The organism is Pseudolactococcus piscium, assembly GCF_002441695.1.
Classification (GTDB): Bacteria; Bacillota; Bacilli; order Lactobacillales; family Streptococcaceae; genus Pseudolactococcus; species Pseudolactococcus piscium.
On record NZ_JXJW01000002.1, the window covers coordinates 40009 to 57981 of the forward strand.

17 protein-coding genes are annotated in these 17973 nt (G+C 38.6%); 16 read left to right on the forward strand and 1 reads right to left on the reverse strand.

The window, feature by feature from the left end; genetic code table 11:
• Nucleotides 1-182 precede the first annotated feature (182 nt).
• The 14 genes from secG (at nucleotide 183) to phoU (ending at nucleotide 14354) form a co-directional block, all read left to right on the forward strand.
• Complete coding sequence (gene secG, locus RU86_RS01150) at nucleotides 183-431, forward strand: preprotein translocase subunit SecG (RefSeq protein WP_079506756.1); 249 nt, start codon at nucleotides 183-185, stop codon at nucleotides 429-431.
• Nucleotides 432-646: 215 nt separating this feature from the next.
• Nucleotides 647-2944, forward strand: a complete 2298-nt coding sequence (gene rnr, locus RU86_RS01155; protein ID WP_096813646.1) for a ribonuclease R — start codon at nucleotides 647-649, stop codon at nucleotides 2942-2944.
• A gap of 101 nt (nucleotides 2945-3045) precedes the next feature.
• Nucleotides 3046-3516: an SsrA-binding protein SmpB gene (gene smpB / locus RU86_RS01160; protein ID WP_047915843.1), complete on the forward strand. Its 471-nt coding sequence runs from the start codon at nucleotides 3046-3048 to the stop codon at nucleotides 3514-3516.
• 183 nt (nucleotides 3517-3699) lie between these two features.
• A complete protein-coding gene (locus RU86_RS01165; protein ID WP_096813647.1) occupies nucleotides 3700-4767 on the forward strand; it encodes a FecCD family ABC transporter permease in 1068 nt (355 codons plus the stop codon).
• 2 nt (nucleotides 4768-4769) lie between these two features.
• Nucleotides 4770-5531: an ABC transporter ATP-binding protein gene (locus RU86_RS01170; protein ID WP_096813648.1), complete on the forward strand. Its 762-nt coding sequence runs from the start codon at nucleotides 4770-4772 to the stop codon at nucleotides 5529-5531.
• Nucleotides 5532-5603: 72 nt separating this feature from the next.
• A complete protein-coding gene (locus RU86_RS01175) occupies nucleotides 5604-6641 on the forward strand; it encodes an ABC transporter substrate-binding protein (RefSeq protein ID WP_096813649.1) in 1038 nt (345 codons plus the stop codon).
• A gap of 30 nt (nucleotides 6642-6671) precedes the next feature.
• On the forward strand, nucleotides 6672-7691 hold the full coding sequence (locus RU86_RS01180) for an NAD(P)/FAD-dependent oxidoreductase (protein ID WP_096813650.1): 1020 nt from the start codon (nucleotides 6672-6674) through the stop codon (nucleotides 7689-7691).
• 232 nt (nucleotides 7692-7923) lie between these two features.
• Nucleotides 7924-8796 carry a phosphate ABC transporter substrate-binding protein gene (locus RU86_RS01185; RefSeq protein ID WP_096813651.1) on the forward strand — a complete coding sequence of 291 codons (873 nt, stop codon included), beginning with the start codon at nucleotides 7924-7926 and terminating at the stop codon, nucleotides 8794-8796.
• Between the two features lie 236 nt (nucleotides 8797-9032).
• Nucleotides 9033-9893, forward strand: coding sequence for a phosphate ABC transporter substrate-binding protein PstS family protein (locus RU86_RS01190; protein ID WP_096813767.1), 861 nt, complete (start codon nucleotides 9033-9035; stop codon nucleotides 9891-9893).
• A gap of 149 nt (nucleotides 9894-10042) precedes the next feature.
• Nucleotides 10043-10966, forward strand: coding sequence for a phosphate ABC transporter permease subunit PstC (pstC, locus tag RU86_RS01195; protein ID WP_096813652.1), 924 nt, complete (start codon nucleotides 10043-10045; stop codon nucleotides 10964-10966).
• Nucleotides 10966-11853, forward strand: a complete 888-nt coding sequence (gene pstA / locus RU86_RS01200; protein ID WP_096813653.1) for a phosphate ABC transporter permease PstA — start codon at nucleotides 10966-10968, stop codon at nucleotides 11851-11853. The genes pstC and pstA overlap by 1 nt, the downstream gene beginning before the upstream one ends.
• Before the next feature lie 119 nt (nucleotides 11854-11972).
• Nucleotides 11973-12776, forward strand: a complete 804-nt coding sequence (pstB, locus tag RU86_RS01205; RefSeq protein ID WP_047915835.1) for a phosphate ABC transporter ATP-binding protein PstB — start codon at nucleotides 11973-11975, stop codon at nucleotides 12774-12776.
• 111 nt (nucleotides 12777-12887) lie between these two features.
• Nucleotides 12888-13646: a phosphate ABC transporter ATP-binding protein PstB gene (gene pstB, locus RU86_RS01210; RefSeq protein WP_047915834.1), complete on the forward strand. Its 759-nt coding sequence runs from the start codon at nucleotides 12888-12890 to the stop codon at nucleotides 13644-13646.
• Nucleotides 13647-13700: 54 nt separating this feature from the next.
• Nucleotides 13701-14354 carry a phosphate signaling complex protein PhoU gene (gene phoU, locus RU86_RS01215; protein WP_047915833.1) on the forward strand — a complete coding sequence of 218 codons (654 nt, stop codon included), beginning with the start codon at nucleotides 13701-13703 and terminating at the stop codon, nucleotides 14352-14354.
• 91 nt (nucleotides 14355-14445) lie between these two features.
• On the opposite strand, the gene RU86_RS01220 is transcribed toward phoU, so the two are convergent.
• Nucleotides 14446-15531, reverse strand: coding sequence for a helix-turn-helix domain-containing protein (locus tag RU86_RS01220; RefSeq protein WP_096813654.1), 1086 nt, complete (start codon nucleotides 15529-15531; stop codon nucleotides 14446-14448).
• Nucleotides 15532-15920: 389 nt separating this feature from the next.
• On the opposite strand from RU86_RS01220, the gene wecB reads away from it, so the two are divergent.
• Both wecB and RU86_RS01230 read left to right on the forward strand, forming a co-directional pair.
• Nucleotides 15921-17105: a non-hydrolyzing UDP-N-acetylglucosamine 2-epimerase gene (wecB, locus tag RU86_RS01225; protein ID WP_096813655.1), complete on the forward strand. Its 1185-nt coding sequence runs from the start codon at nucleotides 15921-15923 to the stop codon at nucleotides 17103-17105.
• Nucleotides 17083-17964, forward strand: a complete 882-nt coding sequence (locus tag RU86_RS01230; RefSeq protein ID WP_096813656.1) for a hypothetical protein — start codon at nucleotides 17083-17085, stop codon at nucleotides 17962-17964. Before wecB ends, RU86_RS01230 begins: the two co-directional genes overlap by 23 nt.
• Nucleotides 17965-17973 lie beyond the last annotated feature (9 nt).

Below are 17973 nucleotides of genomic sequence, written 5' to 3' on the forward strand. Positions count from 1 at the left end.
TATTTAGCAAAATTTTGATTTTTATGATATAATCAAAGGACAATGGTTGTTTTTAAGATTAATTGTTAGACCGTCTATAAAAATGCTTTTGGTGCATGCTATAGATATGCTTAAGCAGCCTTACGGTATCCCGTATACCAAATGAAACATACCTAAACAGATACTGTAGAAAGTCGGAAAAGATGATAAAAGTTATTTATGATATTTTAATCGCAGTTTTGCTCGTATTGTCAGCGATCTTGATTGTGGCGATTATGATTCAACCCTCTAAGCAAGACACGGCAGCAAGTGCCTTTACTGGTGGTGGAGATGAATTATTTGAGCGTAGAAAAGCACGTGGTTTTGAAGCGGTTATGCAACGCTTTACTGGTGTCATGATTGGTCTTTGGTTACTCGTTGGGTTTGCACTCGTTGTATTATCTACCAGATGATAGCAGGTGCCGCAAGTTTTACTTGATAACGTTTAGTGAGGCATAATAGGAGTGTCTAGGGCATTGCCATTAGCATCATCCTGTTTATAGCACGTTTTGAAGGTAAAAGTGGATAGGCGGTTATCCTAAATAAAAGCTGGGATAATCTATCTCAGCTTTTTATGCTTTTGTATAGCATCCTAAGTAAATAATCAGTTAAAAAATAGAAAGTATATATGAATTTAAATCAAAAAGTAACACAGTTTTTGGCAAATATGCCATCAAAATCGATTTCACCAAAAATGTTGGCGACGAATTTAGGCTTGGCAGATGATGCAGAAACCTATAAAAATTTGTTGAAGACGATTGCCCACCTAGAAGAAAGTAAGGCAATCGAAGTGACTGCTGGCGGCAACATCGCCCTACCACAACCAGAAGCAGCAGTAATTGAAGGCACTTTTTCGGCCAATCCTCGTGGCTTTGGCTTTGTAAGAGTTGGCGAAAATGAACCAGATGTATTCGTAAAACGTGGTAATACAAAATTTGCCATGAACGAAGATGTGGTAGAAGTTAAGGTCACATCCCCTGCTAATCCGCTTAAAGGGAATGAAGCAGAAGGTAAAGTAGTTGCCATCAAAACACGAGCAGTGACAGGCTTGGTTGGTGAATTTTATGCCTTTAATGAAGCAGAGAAACAAGATAGCGGCTCTTTGTTAGGCTATGTTGTCAATAAAAACAAAAAAATTCCCTTTAGAACAAACATCTCTAAAAAAGGCTTGCATCCAGAAGTTGGGGATATCGTACGTGTTGATATTACCCACTATCCTGAGCGTGATTTCCCAGATGTCTTACAAGGCTTAGTTGTCGAGATTATCGGTAAATCGACGGATACGGGGATTGATGTATTAGAAGTCCTTGAATCGATGGGCATTCCATCAGAATTTCCAGAGGATGTGATTGCGGAAGCAAATGCTGTACCAGAAGAAATCGCTGAAAAAGATATTATCGATCGCGTTGATTACCGTAATGAAATTACCTTTACGATCGATGGGGCAGATGCTAAGGACCTAGATGATGCTGTGCATATTAAAGCTTTGGCTAATGGCAACATTGAGCTTGGTGTGCATATCGCTGACGTCAGTTACTATGTACCAGAAGGCTCAGCGCTTGATAAGGAAGCCTTAAATCGTGGAACATCAACGTATGTGACAGACCGTGTCGTACCGATGCTACCTGAGCGTTTATCAAATGGTATTTGTTCACTAAATCCACGCGTTAACCGTTTTACACAGTCATGTGTCATGGAAATTAACGCCGATGGCCATGTGGTCAACTATAAAATTTCCCAATCTGTCATCAAAACAACTGAACGTATGACCTATTCTGATGTCAATGAAATGATTGCAGGCAACCCAGAATTTTTAGAAAAATTTGCTAACATTTCTGAATCAGTGACGCAAATGGCTAAACTGCATGCTAATCTATTAGCGATGAGAGCCCGTCGTGGGTCTATCGACTTTGATACACAAGAATCGAAGATCATTGTTGACAAATTAGGTAAACCAATCGATATCTTAGTCCGCAAACGTGGTATTGCTGAGATGATGATCGAGTCGTTTATGCTGATTGCCAATGAAACAGTCGCTAGAAGCTTTGCAACACGCGAGTTACCGTTTATCTATCGTGTCCACGAACATCCAAAGGCAGATAAATTAACACGCTTCATTGATTTTGCTTCAGTTTTTGGTATCCCACTACAAGGGACACCAGAGAAGATGGCTTCTAAAGATCTACAAGATTTCATGTTGAAAATCAAAGGTCAACCTGGTGAATTAGTCCTTGCGACGATGTTATTACGTTCGATGCAACAAGCACGTTATGATGAAGATAACTTAGGCCATTTTGGCCTAGCTGCAGAATACTACACACATTTTACATCACCGATTCGACGTTATCCAGATTTACTCGTGCATCGGTTAATTCGTGCTGAGAGCAAACCAACAAGTGAAGTCATTGACCACTTTGAAGCGATTATTCCAGAAGTGGCACAACAAACATCATCACGTGAACGTCGTGCAATAGATGCTGAACGTGCTGTTGAAGCGATGAAAAAAGCGGAATACATGGAAAGCTATGTCGGTACTGAATATGAGGTGACGATCTCATCCATCACGCGTTTTGGCTTCTTCGTATCCCTACCTAACACGATCGAAGGTCTCGTTCACATGTCTACGCTTGGTGATGATTTCTATAACTTCAATGAACGTGATTTAACACTCAAAGGCGAACGGACAGGAAAAGTCTTCCGTATGGGTCAACCGATTAAGGTTAAACTGATTAAATCAGATAAAATTACCGGCGATATTGACTTTGAACATGTTAACAGTGAGTTAGATGTTGTAGAAGCTGTTGAAAAAGGCAGTAGAGGCGATCGTGGTGGACGTGATTCTCGGGACAAACGTCCAGACTGGAAGAAAAATAAAGATAAGAAACCTTTTTATAAGCAAGGTAGAAAATCTGACGGTAAGAAATAAGCAAGCTGCTACAGGTTGCGCACACCTGCCATAGGGTTAATCTTTCTTATCAGAGCGTTTATGAGTTATACAGATGACAGTAAAATAAGGAGTGGCCATAGATGGTGAAAAATGTGATCCAGGATAATGTTGTGGCGCAAAATAAAAAAGCACACTATGATTATGAAATAATTGAAACGTTTGAGGCGGGAATCGTCTTAACTGGTACAGAAATCAAATCAGTTAGACGAGCAAGAATTAACATCCGTGATGGCTTTGCCCGTGTCCGAAATGGGGAAGTCTGGCTCAGTAATGTGCACATCTCGCCATTTGATGAAGGTAATATTTGGAATGCTGACCCAACGAGAAGTCGAAAACTCTTATTACATAAGAAGCAAATCAGCAAAATAGATGCAGAGATATCACAGGCTGGTATGAGTTTTGTACCCTTACGCGTCTACATTAAAGATGGCTTTGCAAAAGTTTTGATGGGCCTTGCCAAAGGTAAGAAAAATTACGACAAGCGTGAAACAATCAAACGTAAAGAACAAAATCGTGATATTGCCAAGCAATTAAAAGCCTTTAATCGCTAATCGATATACAGGTGCAAATGAGATTTACAACCACTAGTAGTGACTGACTAGTGGTTTTTTTGTCTAGTTTTTGCTGTAATTGTCAATGTAAGACTTCGTAAATGTAAAAAACTATTTACATTTATTGGAAAATTGGTTATACTTAAATAGTTACATCATACAGATTATGAACTGAGGAGAGATATGTTTGCCATAACTAATAGACGCAACATCCCAATCGCGATATGGATCATCTTTTTTTTGATCATTATTGGCCTATCTATCATTGTATCTGTCAGTCATGGTCAAGCTGATATATCATTTTGGGATGTCGTACAGATTTTGGTCAATAAGATAAGTCATGGCGCCATAGGTGATATAAAAGACTTACCAGTTTCATCTGTTAATATTATTTGGTTCATCAGAATGCCAAGGATTTGTCTGGCAATCTTTGTTGGTCTGGGCCTTGCCTTATGTGGTATGGTCATGCAGGCAGTAGTACAAAATCCGCTGGCTGATCCCTATATCTTAGGGATATCATCTGGCTCATCACTAGGTGCCACCTTTGCCATCTTGATTGGCTTTGGGTCAAGCTCTATCTTTTCTCAGTTTGGTGTCGGATTAGGTGCCTTTGCAGGTGCCATGATTGCTACCCTATCAGTGTTACTGCTGTCTAGTATCGGTGGGCGTATGACCAGTGTCAAACTGGTCCTATCTGGCTCAGTGATCAGTAGTCTACTGGGTGCTATATCCAACCTCGTCGTTTACTTAGCCGGTAATTCAGAAGGGATTAAAACGATTCAGTTTTGGTTGATGGGCAGTCTAGCATCAGCTAGTTGGTCTAAGTTAGGGATGGTGATCCTACCGGTTCTCGCCGTATTTATCTTTTTTACGACCCAATCAAGAGTGTTAAATGTCATGCTGTTAGGGGATGAGGCTGCAATTACCCTGGGTGTTTCTCTTGTTAAGTATAGAAGATTATATATGTCTTTAACTGCATTAATCACAGGCTTGATCGTCGCAAACTCTGGTATGATTGGCTTTGTCGGCTTGATCATTCCACATATTGTTCGCGCTTTATTTGGTAGTGACCATAAAGTGACCTTACCGATGACAGCAGTATCAGGCGCTTTATTCATGATTTGGGCAGATTTGATTTCTCGCGTTTTGATTAAAAGTGTAGAGTTGCCTATTGGGATTATCACCGCGATGATTGGGGCACCATTGTTCATTTATATCATTGTCAAAAAAGGCTATAGCTTTGGGAGTTAGAGATGGAATTAACGATTGAAAATATTGAGGTAGAGGTGGCGCATCAGACGATTGTCAAAAATGTGACCTTGAAAGTTCCTGATAAGCAGACCGTAGGTTTGATAGGGGCAAATGGGTCTGGTAAATCAACCTTACTAAAAAGTATTTATAGAAGCATTTCACCAACAAAGGGAACCATCTTTTTAGATGATTTAAATGTCTTAAAATCACCAACGAAAGAGGTAGCCAAACATCTCGGTGTTGTCGGGCAGTTTAATGAGTTAAATTTTGATCTGACTGTTGAGCAGATGGTCTTATTAGGTAGAACGCCGCATAAAAAGATGATGGAGTCTGACAATCTCTATGACCATCAACGGGTACAAGAAGCACTCCTAAGAACGAATCTGATGAACTACAAAAACAGGAGTTTTATCTCACTCTCGGGTGGGGAAAAACAACGTGTCATCTTGGCTAGGACCATTGCCCAAGAGCCGCAAGTGATGATTTTAGATGAGCCGACTAACCATCTAGATATTCGCTATCAGTTAGAGATTTTGACTGCGGTAAAGGATCTGAATATCACAACCTTTGTCGCTTTACATGATTTAGAGTTGACGGCCTCTTATTGTGACTATATCTATGCCTTAAAAGATGGGGAACTGATTGCCCAAGGGACACCCGAGGAAGTCCTCACAGAATCCTTGATTACTGACATTTTTCAAGTCAAATGCCAAATATATGAGAATCCGATCACAAAGAAACTCGGTTTCCATTATTCAATATAAGTCATTATAAAATGACTGAATAAAAAAATGACAAAGAAATACGATAATGAATCGTAAAAGGGAGAATACAAGATGAAAAAAATGATGATTATAGCCATGTTAGGTTTATCAGCACTTACACTAGCAGCCTGTGGTGAAAAAAAGTCGGATAGTACGACTGAAAATACCAGCCAGTCTGCAAAAACAGCCTACCCGCTAACCATCAAGAACTATAAGAAAGTTGTGGGCAATAGTTCAACTGGTGATGCAAGCTGGCCAGAAAGTACCCAAACTTTTAAACAAGCGCCTAAAAAAGTTGTTGCCAATACCAGACCTATGGCTGAATTACTCCTCCATCTTGGTCTAGAGAAGTCGATTGCCGGTGTGGGTGCTGTATTTGGTGAAAAAGATACTAGCGTTGAAAAAGAATTTGATAAATTAAAAGACTTAGGAAATAACTATATCACGCAAGAAACCGCCTTATCAGTTAACCCAGACTTTGTATTTGGTCGTGGTGGCCTGTTTGAAAAATCTGAATGGGGTGTTGGGACGGTAGAATCGCTTAATGAGATGCAAATTCCGACCTATATCACGAAAACATCGATTACAGGTGGCACTTTTGATTCTATCTATGGCGATATTGATAATTTAGGTAAGATTTTCGATGTAAAGCCTGCAGCTGACAAGTTTAAAGGTGAGTTGAAAACGCAGGAAGCTAATTTAAAAGAACGCTTGAAACCCGTGAAAAAAACGCAAACCTTTGCCTATATTCATTCTAATGATCCTGCAGATATCAATGGCTATTCTTTAACAGGGGACACCTTCTCAGTCAGTCTCTTTAAAATGTTGAAACTAAAACAAGCCTATGATGTGCCCACAGGTACGGTAAGCCTTGAAAAAATCATCGAATCTGATCCTGATATTATCATTATTCCTAAATGGGATGATACGGATAATGCTGAAAAAACAGTTAAGGGTCTATATAAGAGTGACAAGGTATCAAATCTAAAAGCAATCAAAAATAAGAAAGTCTATATCCTAAACTATAACTACATGTTTGGTTATGGCTACCAATCTCTAGCAGGTTTTGATGCATTTGCTAAGCAAGTTTATCCTGAATTAAGCAAGTAAGCACAAAAAAATAGGAAATGAGGGCATGAAATGACCAAAGAAATGTACGATGTTGTCATTGTCGGTGGTGGGCCAGCGGGCCTTTATAGCAGTTTTTCATGTGGGATGCGACAGCTGAATGTGAAACTGATAGAAGCAAGTGCAACATTAGGCGGTCGACTACCACTTTATCAAGAACAGTTTATCTGGGATTTAGGTGGCGCACAAGGTCAATTAGCAAGTGATATCGCAGCTAATTTGATAGCTGGTGCCAAGCAGTTTCCGACAGAAATCGTCCTTGATCAAAAAGTAGCGACTATCAGAAAAGAAGAGACGGGATTCAGTTTAACGACACAAGATAATCTGACGACTTATGCTAAGACGGTTATTTTGGCGAGCTCGCTCGGGATCATTCAGCCTAGAAAACTGAAAATTGATGGATCAGATAGCTATTCAAATTTACATTACTTAGTTGTTGACGTGATTAAGTTTAGAGCGTATGCCAATCAAATAGTCCTACTCTATGGCAATCCTGACAGTATTTCAGACTATGCCATCCTCTTACAAAACGTGGCAAAATCAGTCATCCTTGTGACTAAAAAATCTGAACTGCCAAACTCAGAGCAGTTTTTGGATAACGTCAGCATCTTTACTAATACTGAACTGACGAGCTTTAAAGCTGATGAACACGTTATCTCGAGCGTTACCTTGTCTGATGGTCAAGAGGTGCTGGTTTCGCATGTCTTTGTTCATCTAGGGATGAAGCGTGAGGCAAGTGCCATAACTTTTGACAATTTTGAGCTGGCAACGGTTGATCAACACGGTCATGCCTTTATTCAGAATCAGCCAGATACAACAACTGATATACCAGGATTATTTGTCGTCGGGGATTTGGGTGGCTATTCAGGTAAAAATTACATGCTTGCTGCCTGCCTAGCTGAAGGAGCTGAAGCAGCTGCACAGGTCGCAATCCATTTGGATGAGACAGCACAAAGACAACTGATTGTGTCTACGCATAACGCTATCTTTAAAGAGAAGAATGATGCACGACGCTTAACCTATTTTAACTAAAACACGATAGCAGGACGTGTTTTTTTATTTTCTTTACATTATTTTTACATAAAATACACATAACTTTTACATGTAATTTGAAGATTCAGCGGTATAATTATTTTGTAAGGTAATTGTGCCTGCAAAACAAATCATACTGAACAGCTATAGCGCTTGATATAAAAGTATTCGCATTATTTTAGGGAAATACTTTAAGCGTATAGTAAATAAGGTATCATATAAGGAAAACTTTATGAAAAAAACACTTTTGGTAACAGTAGCAGCCGTATCTTTGTTAGCTCTTGCAGCATGTGGTCAAAAATCATCTGACGCTACTGGAAAGTCATCAGAAGCAAAGACTGAAAAAATAACTGTCGCTGGTTCAACTGCATTGCAACCATTGGTTGAAGCTAACGTTGAAGGCTTTACACAAGAAAATACAAACTTACAAATCACTGTACAAGGTGGCGGATCTGGTCTTGGTTTATCACAAGTATCAACTGGTGCTATCCAAATTGGTAACTCTGATCTCTTCGCTGAAGAAAAGAATAAAGACTTGGCAACTAAAGTGAAAGACCATAAAGTAGCCGTTGTTGGGTTTGCGCCAATTGTTAATAAAGACATTAAAACTGATGGTCTGACAACTGCACAACTCAAAGATATCTTCTCAGGCAAAGTAACAAACTGGAAAGAAGTTGGCGGACAAGATCAAAAAATTACAATCATTAACCGTGCTGAAGGATCTGGTACACGTTTTAACTTCGAAAAATATGGCCTTGATAATACGCAAGTTGTCAAAGCAAGCGAACAAGATTCATCTGGAGCAGTTGTCCAAATGGTCTCTCAAACACCAGGTGCAATCAGCTATGTTGCCTTCTCAAATATCAAGGATACGGTAAAAGCGCTTGAAATTGACAAAGTGAAACCAACTGAGAAAAATGTGGCGACAAATGATTGGAAAATCTGGTCATACGAGCACATGTATACACAAAAAGAAAATACAACTGAAGGTCAAGAAAAATTCATTAAAGCAGTCACTAGCAATAAAAAATTACTTGAAAAACTTGGCTACCTTGCAATCGATGATATGAAAGTATCTCGTGATCAAGATGGTAAAGTTAAATAATTAGCTACTAAATAATCTGTCATTGATAACCTTTGATCAAAGTTAACTGTTGAACAAGCTATTGATGCGACATAAAAGAGATACCTAAGTCTGCTAAAGAAGCTAAACTCAGGTATCTCTTTTATAAAAGTTAGGGTAACTAAAGGCCTATAATCCGTAAAAATTTTTACACAATATTTACATTTAAGGGACGTTTAAATGTTAAAATAGGAGTAATGAATGATTTTGGAGGGATTATGAGGAAAAAAATACTACTTTTGGTATCACTCTTGGCTTTTGTTGCCATAGGATCTGGTTGTGCCAAGTGGATAGAAAAAGGGGAATCAATTACGGCTGTAGGTTCTAGTGCCTTGCAGCCTTTAGTTGAGTCTGCTGCTGAAACATTTGCCCAAAAGAACCCAGGTAAATTTATCAACGTTCAAGGTGGTGGTTCCGGAACTGGTTTGTCACAAGTCCAGTCTGGTGCTGTTCAAATCGGCAATTCTGATTTATTTGCCGAAGAAAAATCTGGTATTGATGCTAAAAAATTAGTGGATCATAAAGTTGCAGTTGTTGGGATTACGCCAATCGTCAATAAAAATGTTGGGATAAAAGCCCTAACAACAGATCAATTGCGTCAAATTTTCACAGGCGAAATTAGCAACTGGCAGGCGCTTGGTGGTCAAAATCAGAAAATCGTTTTGATCAACCGTGCAAGTGGTTCAGGAACACGGACGACTTTTGAGCGGTGGATTATGAACGGGAAAGAATCTAAGAACTCACAAGAACAAGATTCGTCTGGTATGGTTAAATCTATCGTTGCGCAAACACCAGGTGCCATTAGTTACCTCGCTTTCTCAAATGTGGATACGTCTGTAACCAAAGTATCACTTGATGGCTACGCCCCAACGACTGCTAATGTTGCAAGCAACAAATGGCCAATTTGGGCGTATGAACACATGTATACCAAGGGCCAACCAGAAAGTTTGACTAAGGCATTTATAGATGATGTCTTGTCTGACACTGTACAGAAAACACTTGTTAAAAAAATGGGTTACATTTCCATTAATGAGATGAAAATTGACCGAGATGCTAGTGGTCGTGTGACAAACAAATAACCTGAGTTTTAGCTGTTTTTAAAAGGAAGTCGGTATCTCCTAAAAATCAGATTGGATTTATAGCTGATAAATCCAGTTTGTCTTATGGTGCTGACGCAACGCCTTTGCCAAATAGATGCTGAAACATTACAAATAGAAATAGAAACCTTATGGAAAAACAAACTATTCAAGAAAAGTTACTGTCTAAATCAAAGAACTCTCAACTAGAAAAATTTGGCAAAACAATTACCTTTCTCTGTATCGCCCTCATTGTCTTTGTCGTTGCGATGATTTTCTTCTTTGTTGCACAAAAAGGTCTATCGACTTTCTTTGTTGACAAGATCAATCCTTTCAAATTTTTGTTTGGTACGTCCTGGAATCCTTCTGCACTTGGTCCGGATGGTAAGCCTTTAGTTGGAGCCTTACCTATGATTGCAGGGTCATTGATTGTGACATTGCTATCAGCGATTTTAGCAACGCCCTTTGCAATCGGTGCAGCAGTCTTTATGACTGAAATCTCACCAAATCGTGGTGCCAAATTACTACAACCAGTTATCGAATTACTTGTCGGTATCCCATCAGTTGTCTATGGGTTTATTGGTTTGACAGTCGTTGTGCCAGTCATCCGAGGTATTTTTGGTGGTACTGGTTTTGGTCTACTATCAGGGGTCTTCGTCCTATTTGTCATGATTTTACCAACAGTAACATCGATGACAGTAGATGCCTTGCGCGCCGTTCCTGGATTTTACAAGGAAGCATCACTTGGTTTGGGTGCAACAAGATGGCAAACGATCTCGCGTGTCTTACTTCGCGCTGCAACACATGGTATCTTAACAGCAGTTGTCTTTGGGATGGCGAGAGCATTTGGTGAAGCCTTAGCGATTCAGATGGTGGTTGGTAATGCTGCGATTTTACCTACCAGCTTAACATCTCCAGCATCAACATTAACATCAGTTTTGACACAAGGTATCGGTAATACCATCATGGGGACAGTTCAAAATAATGTCTTATGGTCGTTAGCGCTTATTCTATTACTGATGTCACTACTATTTAACATCGGTATGCGCGCAATTGCTAAGAGAGGAAGATTATAATGAACCCTAAGAAAGTTGATAAAATTGCAACAAATGTCCTCTATGCTATATCAGGCATTATTGTCGTTATTCTTGCTTCTTTACTACTCTATATTTTAGTTAGAGGCTTACCCCATATTTCTTGGCATTTCTTGACGAGTCCGTCTAAAGCTTATGAAGTCGGCGGTGGTATCGGTATTCAACTCTTTAATAGTATTTTTCTATTAATTATTACGATGATCATCTCTTTTCCACTATCACTTGGTGCTGGGATTTATCTTTCCGAGTATGCTAACCAAAATTCTTGGTTAACTAACTTGGTTAGAACAGCGATTGAAATATTAAGTTCACTGCCTTCAGTTGTTGTCGGGCTATTTGGTTTCTTAATCTTTGTTGTCCAACTAGGTTACGGCTTCTCAATCATTTCAGGGGCGCTTGCTTTAACCGTCTTTAATCTACCTTTGATGACACGTAATGTAGAGGAGTCTTTAAAAGCGGTCCATCACACACAACGTGAGGGTGGCTTAGCCTTAGGTTTATCACGCTGGGAAACTGTTTTACACGTTATCGTGCCTGAAGCACTACCTGGGATCATTACAGGTGTTGTCTTATCTTCTGGCCGTATCTTCGGTGAAGCTGCTGCGCTGATCTATACAGCAGGTCAATCCGCTCCGGCCCTTAACTGGTCAAACTGGAATCCTATGTCTGTCAGCTCACCCATTTCTATTTTCCGACAAGCTGAAACATTGGCCGTTCATATCTGGAAAGTAAATGGAGAAGGTACAGTACCAGATGGTGCAGCTGTTTCTGCAGGTGCAAGTGCTGTCCTCATCATCTTTGTCCTCCTATTTAATTTTGGCGCACGGTTTATTGGCAAAAAAATTCATAGCAAGTTGACAGCATCATAAGGCTAGCACGAGTAAGTTAGGTTTTATTAACCCGATCCCTATTTGTCAGAATTAGTTTTACTATAAAACCTAAACCTTAATCGATATCCTCTTAAAACAGAAAGGAACAAAGAGATACTATGGCAACTTATGACTGGCAAGAACGTCACATCATTGACCTTGCAGGCAAGGAAATAGCACTTGAAACAAAAGACTTACATGTTTACTACGGGACTAATGAGTCAATCAAGGGCATCGACATGAAGTTTGAGAAAAACAAGATTACAGCGCTTATCGGCCCATCCGGTTCTGGTAAGTCAACTTATCTGCGGAGTTTGAATCGGATGAATGATACGATTCCGATTGCAAAAGTAACAGGTGAGATTAACTACCAGGGTGTTGACGTTAATAAACAAAATGTTAATGTCTATGAAATGCGCAAGCACATCGGCATGGTTTTCCAAAGACCCAATCCATTTTCAAAATCAATTTATCGCAATATCACCTTTGCTTTAGAGCGTCAGGGGATTAAAGATAAAAAAGTTTTAGACGAAGCTGTAGAGACGTCACTGAGACAAGCTGCATTGTGGGATCAAGTTAAGGATGATTTGAATAAGTCGGCCTTAGCCCTATCTGGTGGTCAGCAACAACGTCTGTGTATTGCACGTGCCATTGCGGTTAAGCCAGATATCTTATTGATGGATGAACCGGCATCAGCACTTGACCCTATCTCTACCATGCAATTAGAAGAAACGATGATGACCTTGAAAAAAGACTATACCATCATTATCGTGACCCATAATATGCAACAGGCAGCAAGGGCTAGCGACTACACAGGTTTCTTCTACTCAGGAGATTTGATCGAGTATGATAAAACCAAAAAAGTATTCACGCTTCCCGAACTAAAATCTACTGGTGATTACGTATCAGGACATTTTGGGTAACTGGGTATTTAGTGGTTGATTTGACGTAGGCCTATGATTATGTCATTAAAAAGTCACGAATATGTAGCTGAATATGGTAGCGAGTTGGCGTCAAAAAATGAAGGAAATGATATGACAGAACCTATTTTAGAAGTTAAAGATTTGTCATTGTTCTATGGCAAGAAACAATCATTATTTAATATTAATATGGATTTTTATCCAGGAGAGATAACTGCTTTGATTGGCCCATCAGGGTCAGGGAAATCAACCTTGGTACGCTCGATTAATCGAATGAATGATTTAGTCTCATCTGCTAAAGTGACAGGCAAAATTATGTATAAAGAGCAAGATATCTATAGTTCGAAAACTGACATGGTTGAACTGAGAAAAGAGATTGGCATGGTTTTCCAACAACCGAATCCCTTTCCTTTCTCTATTTATGAAAATGTCATCTATGGTTTACGGCTTAAAGGCATTAAAGATAAGGCCGTTTTAGATGAAGCGGTGGAAGAATCACTTAAAGCTGCCAACATCTGGGATGAGGTTAAGGATAAACTACATAGTTCAGCCTTAGGCCTCTCTGGTGGACAACAACAACGTGTCTGTATTGCACGTGTCTTAGCTGTCAACCCTAAAATCTTGTTATTAGATGAGCCTACCTCAGCACTCGATCCGATTTCTGCTGGGAAAATAGAAGCGATGCTATTGGATTTGAAAGAAAAATATACGATCCTAATCGTGACGCATTCCATGCAACAAGCGAGTCGTATTTCTGACAGAACAGCTTTCTTCCTAAATGGCGAACTCATTGAGTATGATAAAACTAAGAAAATTTTCTTAGATCCAAAAGAAAAATCAACTTCAGACTATGTCACAGGTAAGTTTGGCTAGTCATCTATCTGATTAGGAAAAAAGGCTAACAGATATATTTTAGAAAGGAATTTTATGCTTAGAACACAATTTGAAGAAGAGTTAAATAAACTACATAATCAGTTTTACTCGATGGGTACACAAGTTTCAGCGCAAGTTAACAAAGCAGTTCGTGCCTTCGTCAGTCATGACCGAGACTTAGCTGAGGAAGTAATAGAAGAAGACCAACAGGTCAATGATCAAGAAACAAAGTTAGAAAAAAAATCTCTTGAAATGATTGCTTTACAGCAGCCAGTAAGTCATGACTTACGAACGATTATCACTGTTCTGAAGGCGTCATCTGATTTAGAACGGATGGGTGACCATGCTGTTTCTATCGCAAAAGCCACCATTAACTTAAAAGGTGAAGAGCGGATACACATTGTTGAGGCTGATATCTCATTAATGGGTGAACGTGTAAAATCGATTGTCGATGCATCTCTTAATGCCTATATTCAAGGTGATGCTGATCGGGCAAGAGAGATTGCCAGCTGGGATGATACGGTCAACCAAATGTATGGTGAGATTCAAAACAAGACCCTAACAGCTATGGAAGAAAATAAAGAAACGATCACAACAGGAAAAGATTACCTGATGACGATCATTTACCTAGAACGTATTGGCGACTATGCTAAAAACCTATGCGAATGGATTGTCTATCTTAAAACTGGGAAAATTGTTGAATTATAACATGATAAAAAACGATCAGTATGTGCTGGTCGTTTTTTGGTTTGCGTTTTATATGTTTTCTAGATAGAAGCTGATTAGCAGTCTATGCTATCTAGAACCAAAGTCGAAATTCTCTTGGTGTGTAACTCGTATGTGCTTTAAATAGTTTACAGAAGTGGCTTTGATTACTAAAATGTAGACGTTCGGAAATAATAGAAAATGGGAAATCAGTATTGGCGAGTAGATACTGGGCCTCTGCAATTTTTTCACTGATAATATAGTGCTTAAGTGACCTACCGGTTACTTTTTTAAACAGTGAGGAGAGATAGGCTGGATGAACAGACAGACAATTAGCAATTTCATGATTTGAGAGTCGTTCATATAGGTTGGCATGAATAAAGACGATAGCTGAATTGACAAGCTCAGATGTATAATTATTTGGCATACTGCTATTTAAATTTGAAAACTCAATCAACATGTGATCAGTAAACAAAGTAATATCTTCTTGTTTTACGAGTTTATCTAGTTCTTGAATGAGTGAATCAGATAACCTATAGGCTAGGTTAGCAGAACAGCCTTGTTTGATAGAAGTACGTGTTAAAATCGTTAAAAAGGCAACCAACTTATATTTTTTATTTGTTAATGGGTCATCAGAAAGTTTACTTTGGTTAATCGAAATCAGTTTTCTGAGTAGCGGCTTAATTGCCTGTAAGTTTCCTTTTTTTAAGAGGGCAATTAGACTAAGCTCTAATTGGTAGTTATCTTGAAAATCAGTGTTGATATCATGGTTAATAAAGGAATGATTTGTGAAAGTAGGTCGCTTGTCTGTGTCGGGCTCATCACTGATTATCTGTATGGGAAAATGCTGTTCTATACTGATAAGATAAGCAGCAGTTTGTAATAGCTTATAAAATGCTTGCCAGTCATCGTCGCCCCATGTCTTTGTTTTCTTTTCTCTTAAGATTGTAATGAGTGTATAGTCAGTTGTTTGGTGTGGTACCTTAATCGAAAAAAATAAAAATCCTCTAAAGTATTTGACAGCGATAGTATCAACTGTTGCCTGGCGACCTACATGCTTCATCAATGATTTTAAACTATATGCATCGTCAATTTCAGATTCAAAAATACAAGCATCATCCTTAAATAGCGCGTAAGGGTAAAGTAGTAGTTTTGACACTAAAGTGAGACTTGTTTCCATTTATTCATCCTCTATACAAAAAAATAAGTTATCTTAAGTATAATACAAATAAAGCGCTTTCACAACTGTGCTATATATGACGATACGCAAGACATGAGAGATTAGGATATGGGAAAACAGTTTTTTTTCTATTGCAGTAAATTAAGCACAATTATTTTGTTTATCATCGGATTTAATTTTTTTCAAGACTCTCTCAAGCTAGTGGCGGTATGAAACTGAATTGATATTTTTTTGTCACATAGAAAGGTATCAAGCAATTTATTTGAGATAACTCCTTGACATTTTATAACGAATAAATTAAAATATATTGAATATAATTTAATTTATTTTTAATTTACAATGAAATACTTGATAGTGTAGTTTGGAAAATAGAGATACTAGGAAAAAATATGAATAAAAAAATGATGATAATATTTGGGACACGGCCAGAAGCTATAAAAATGGCACCCATTATTAAGGCAATTGAAAAAGATGCTAGACTTGAGTCTTGTATTGTTGTAACCGCGCAACACAGAGAAATGCTAGATCAAGTCTTAAAAACTTTTGCAATCAAAGCAGATTATGATCTGAATATCATGACGCCAAATCAAACACTAGCTACGATTACCAGTCGTTCCATCGCTTTATTAGATGATGTATTTGATCAGGTAAAACCCGATATGGTGCTAGTTCACGGAGATACGACAACAACATTTGCTGCAGCATTGACTGCTTTTTATCATCAAGTGCCAGTCGGTCATGTCGAAGCAGGTCTAAGAACCTATGACAAGTATTCTCCATTTCCAGAAGAGATGAATCGTCAGATGACAGATGCCTTAGCAGATCTTTATTTCGCACCCACAAGTTTGAGCCGAGATAATTTGCTGAAAGCACATCATGATCCTGCACATATTTACGTGACGGGGAATTCTGTTATTGATGCCCTAGCTTATACTGTGACGACAGACTTTAGTCATGATGCCTTAACAAAATCAGATACTAAAAAGATACTGATCACCATGCATCGACGGGAAAATTTGGGACAGAACATGGTGCAAGTGTTTCAGGCTATGAATGAAATTTTAGATAAGCATCAGGATATCGAGCTTATTTTTCCCATGCATAAAAATCCAAAAATTCGGGAGTTAGTTCATAGCTATCTTACACCGTCTGACCGGTTACACTTAATCGAGCCATTAGACGTTTTTGCCTTCCATAACCTTGCTAAAAGATGCTACCTTATTTTGACAGATTCTGGGGGTATTCAGGAAGAAGCCCCCTCTTTAGGTGTACCAGTATTCGTATTAAGGGAAACAACAGAACGTCCAGAAGGGGTTGCTGCGGGGACTTTAAAAGTTGTCGGTACAGAGCAGGCAGCAGTTGTTCAAGCAGTGGATGCCTTGCTGACAGATCCAGTAGCCTATGAGAAAATGGCAAGTGCAAAAAATCCTTATGGTGATGGTAAAACGAGCGATAGAATCGTCTCGATCATTGCGCAGTATTTTGGGTTGTCAAATACGGTTTTACCAGAGTTTGATGATGAGATTGACAAAAAGAGAAAAGGAACTCAACATGAAAAAAAATCGGTTGACTAAATTGGATTATCGTATTTCTTTAGAGGCTATGGTGGGGCTAACACTGGCACTTTATTTGCTACAACAAATTGGATTTTATGAACTATTAAGTGAGAAAGTATTTATTGTTTCAGCCTTGCTAACCTTTTTAGGGATCATCTTAGGTCTTTTAAGCACCTCCTTGACGTTGTTAAGTGTGAATTTGTTACTTGTATTTATCGGTGGTTTTTTGCTTTATTTTGACCCGGTGATTATGCAAGCAAGTATTAAACTTTTGCTGATTTTTGTCGTACCCGTCTACAGTTCACTTTCTTTTTTAGTTAAAAGAACGCTCTATATCAGAAGGCTGATCGTTTTTAGAGAAGAAGATATCTACAGTTACTTGAGATTTAGGGATCCTTTGACAGGCTATAGAACACTGGAGTCATTTGTCAGTAAATATCAGCAATTTATTGATAGTCTACCTAAGTCAAAAGATACGGGTTCAAGAGCGATTGTGGTCAGTTTATTCTATGTGGACTTTTATGACCAGTATTTTGATCGTAATCCGGAAGCAACAGATCAAATGATTCGAGATATGGCGCAAAGTTTACTCACCATGAGAAATCCAGAAGAGTTATTTTTTTACTTAAAAAAAGGGACGTTTATTATCTTATCAGCTATTTATGATAATGACGTGGAAAGAGAAAAATTTGAAACGCTTAACGAGTTGACAAAAACCAAATTGGGTGAGATCATTTTTCAAACAAATCAAGTTCAAAATATAACGATTCGAAGAAGTGATTGTTACATTACTAGAAAGACAACTTACACGGCCGATCAAGTATTGGATTACTTAAGTCGTCGTTCTGAGACGGATTTAGCTATTGAGTATATTTAGAATGGAGAA

What these genes read in the sequence shown, in the direction of transcription:
- secG (WP_079506756.1), top strand. Translation starts at nt 183, where the DNA reads ATGATAAAAGTTATTTATGATATTTTAATCGCAGTTTTGCTCGTATTG.
- rnr (WP_096813646.1), top strand. Translation starts at nt 647, where the DNA reads ATGAATTTAAATCAAAAAGTAACACAGTTTTTGGCAAATATGCCATCA.
- smpB (WP_047915843.1), top strand. Translation starts at nt 3,046, where the DNA reads ATGGTGAAAAATGTGATCCAGGATAATGTTGTGGCGCAAAATAAAAAA.
- RU86_RS01165 (WP_096813647.1), top strand. Translation starts at nt 3,700, where the DNA reads ATGTTTGCCATAACTAATAGACGCAACATCCCAATCGCGATATGGATC.
- RU86_RS01170 (WP_096813648.1), top strand. Translation starts at nt 4,770, where the DNA reads ATGGAATTAACGATTGAAAATATTGAGGTAGAGGTGGCGCATCAGACG.
- RU86_RS01175 (WP_096813649.1), top strand. Translation starts at nt 5,604, where the DNA reads ATGAAAAAAATGATGATTATAGCCATGTTAGGTTTATCAGCACTTACA.
- RU86_RS01180 (WP_096813650.1), top strand. Translation starts at nt 6,672, where the DNA reads ATGACCAAAGAAATGTACGATGTTGTCATTGTCGGTGGTGGGCCAGCG.
- RU86_RS01185 (WP_096813651.1), top strand. Translation starts at nt 7,924, where the DNA reads ATGAAAAAAACACTTTTGGTAACAGTAGCAGCCGTATCTTTGTTAGCT.
- RU86_RS01190 (WP_096813767.1), top strand. Translation starts at nt 9,033, where the DNA reads ATGAGGAAAAAAATACTACTTTTGGTATCACTCTTGGCTTTTGTTGCC.
- pstC (WP_096813652.1), top strand. Translation starts at nt 10,043, where the DNA reads ATGGAAAAACAAACTATTCAAGAAAAGTTACTGTCTAAATCAAAGAAC.
- pstA (WP_096813653.1), top strand. Translation starts at nt 10,966, where the DNA reads ATGAACCCTAAGAAAGTTGATAAAATTGCAACAAATGTCCTCTATGCT.
- pstB (WP_047915835.1), top strand. Translation starts at nt 11,973, where the DNA reads ATGGCAACTTATGACTGGCAAGAACGTCACATCATTGACCTTGCAGGC.
- pstB (WP_047915834.1), top strand. Translation starts at nt 12,888, where the DNA reads ATGACAGAACCTATTTTAGAAGTTAAAGATTTGTCATTGTTCTATGGC.
- phoU (WP_047915833.1), top strand. Translation starts at nt 13,701, where the DNA reads ATGCTTAGAACACAATTTGAAGAAGAGTTAAATAAACTACATAATCAG.
- RU86_RS01220 (WP_096813654.1), bottom strand. Translation starts at nt 15,531, where the DNA reads ATGGAAACAAGTCTCACTTTAGTGTCAAAACTACTACTTTACCCTTAC.
- wecB (WP_096813655.1), top strand. Translation starts at nt 15,921, where the DNA reads ATGAATAAAAAAATGATGATAATATTTGGGACACGGCCAGAAGCTATA.
- RU86_RS01230 (WP_096813656.1), top strand. Translation starts at nt 17,083, where the DNA reads ATGAAAAAAAATCGGTTGACTAAATTGGATTATCGTATTTCTTTAGAG.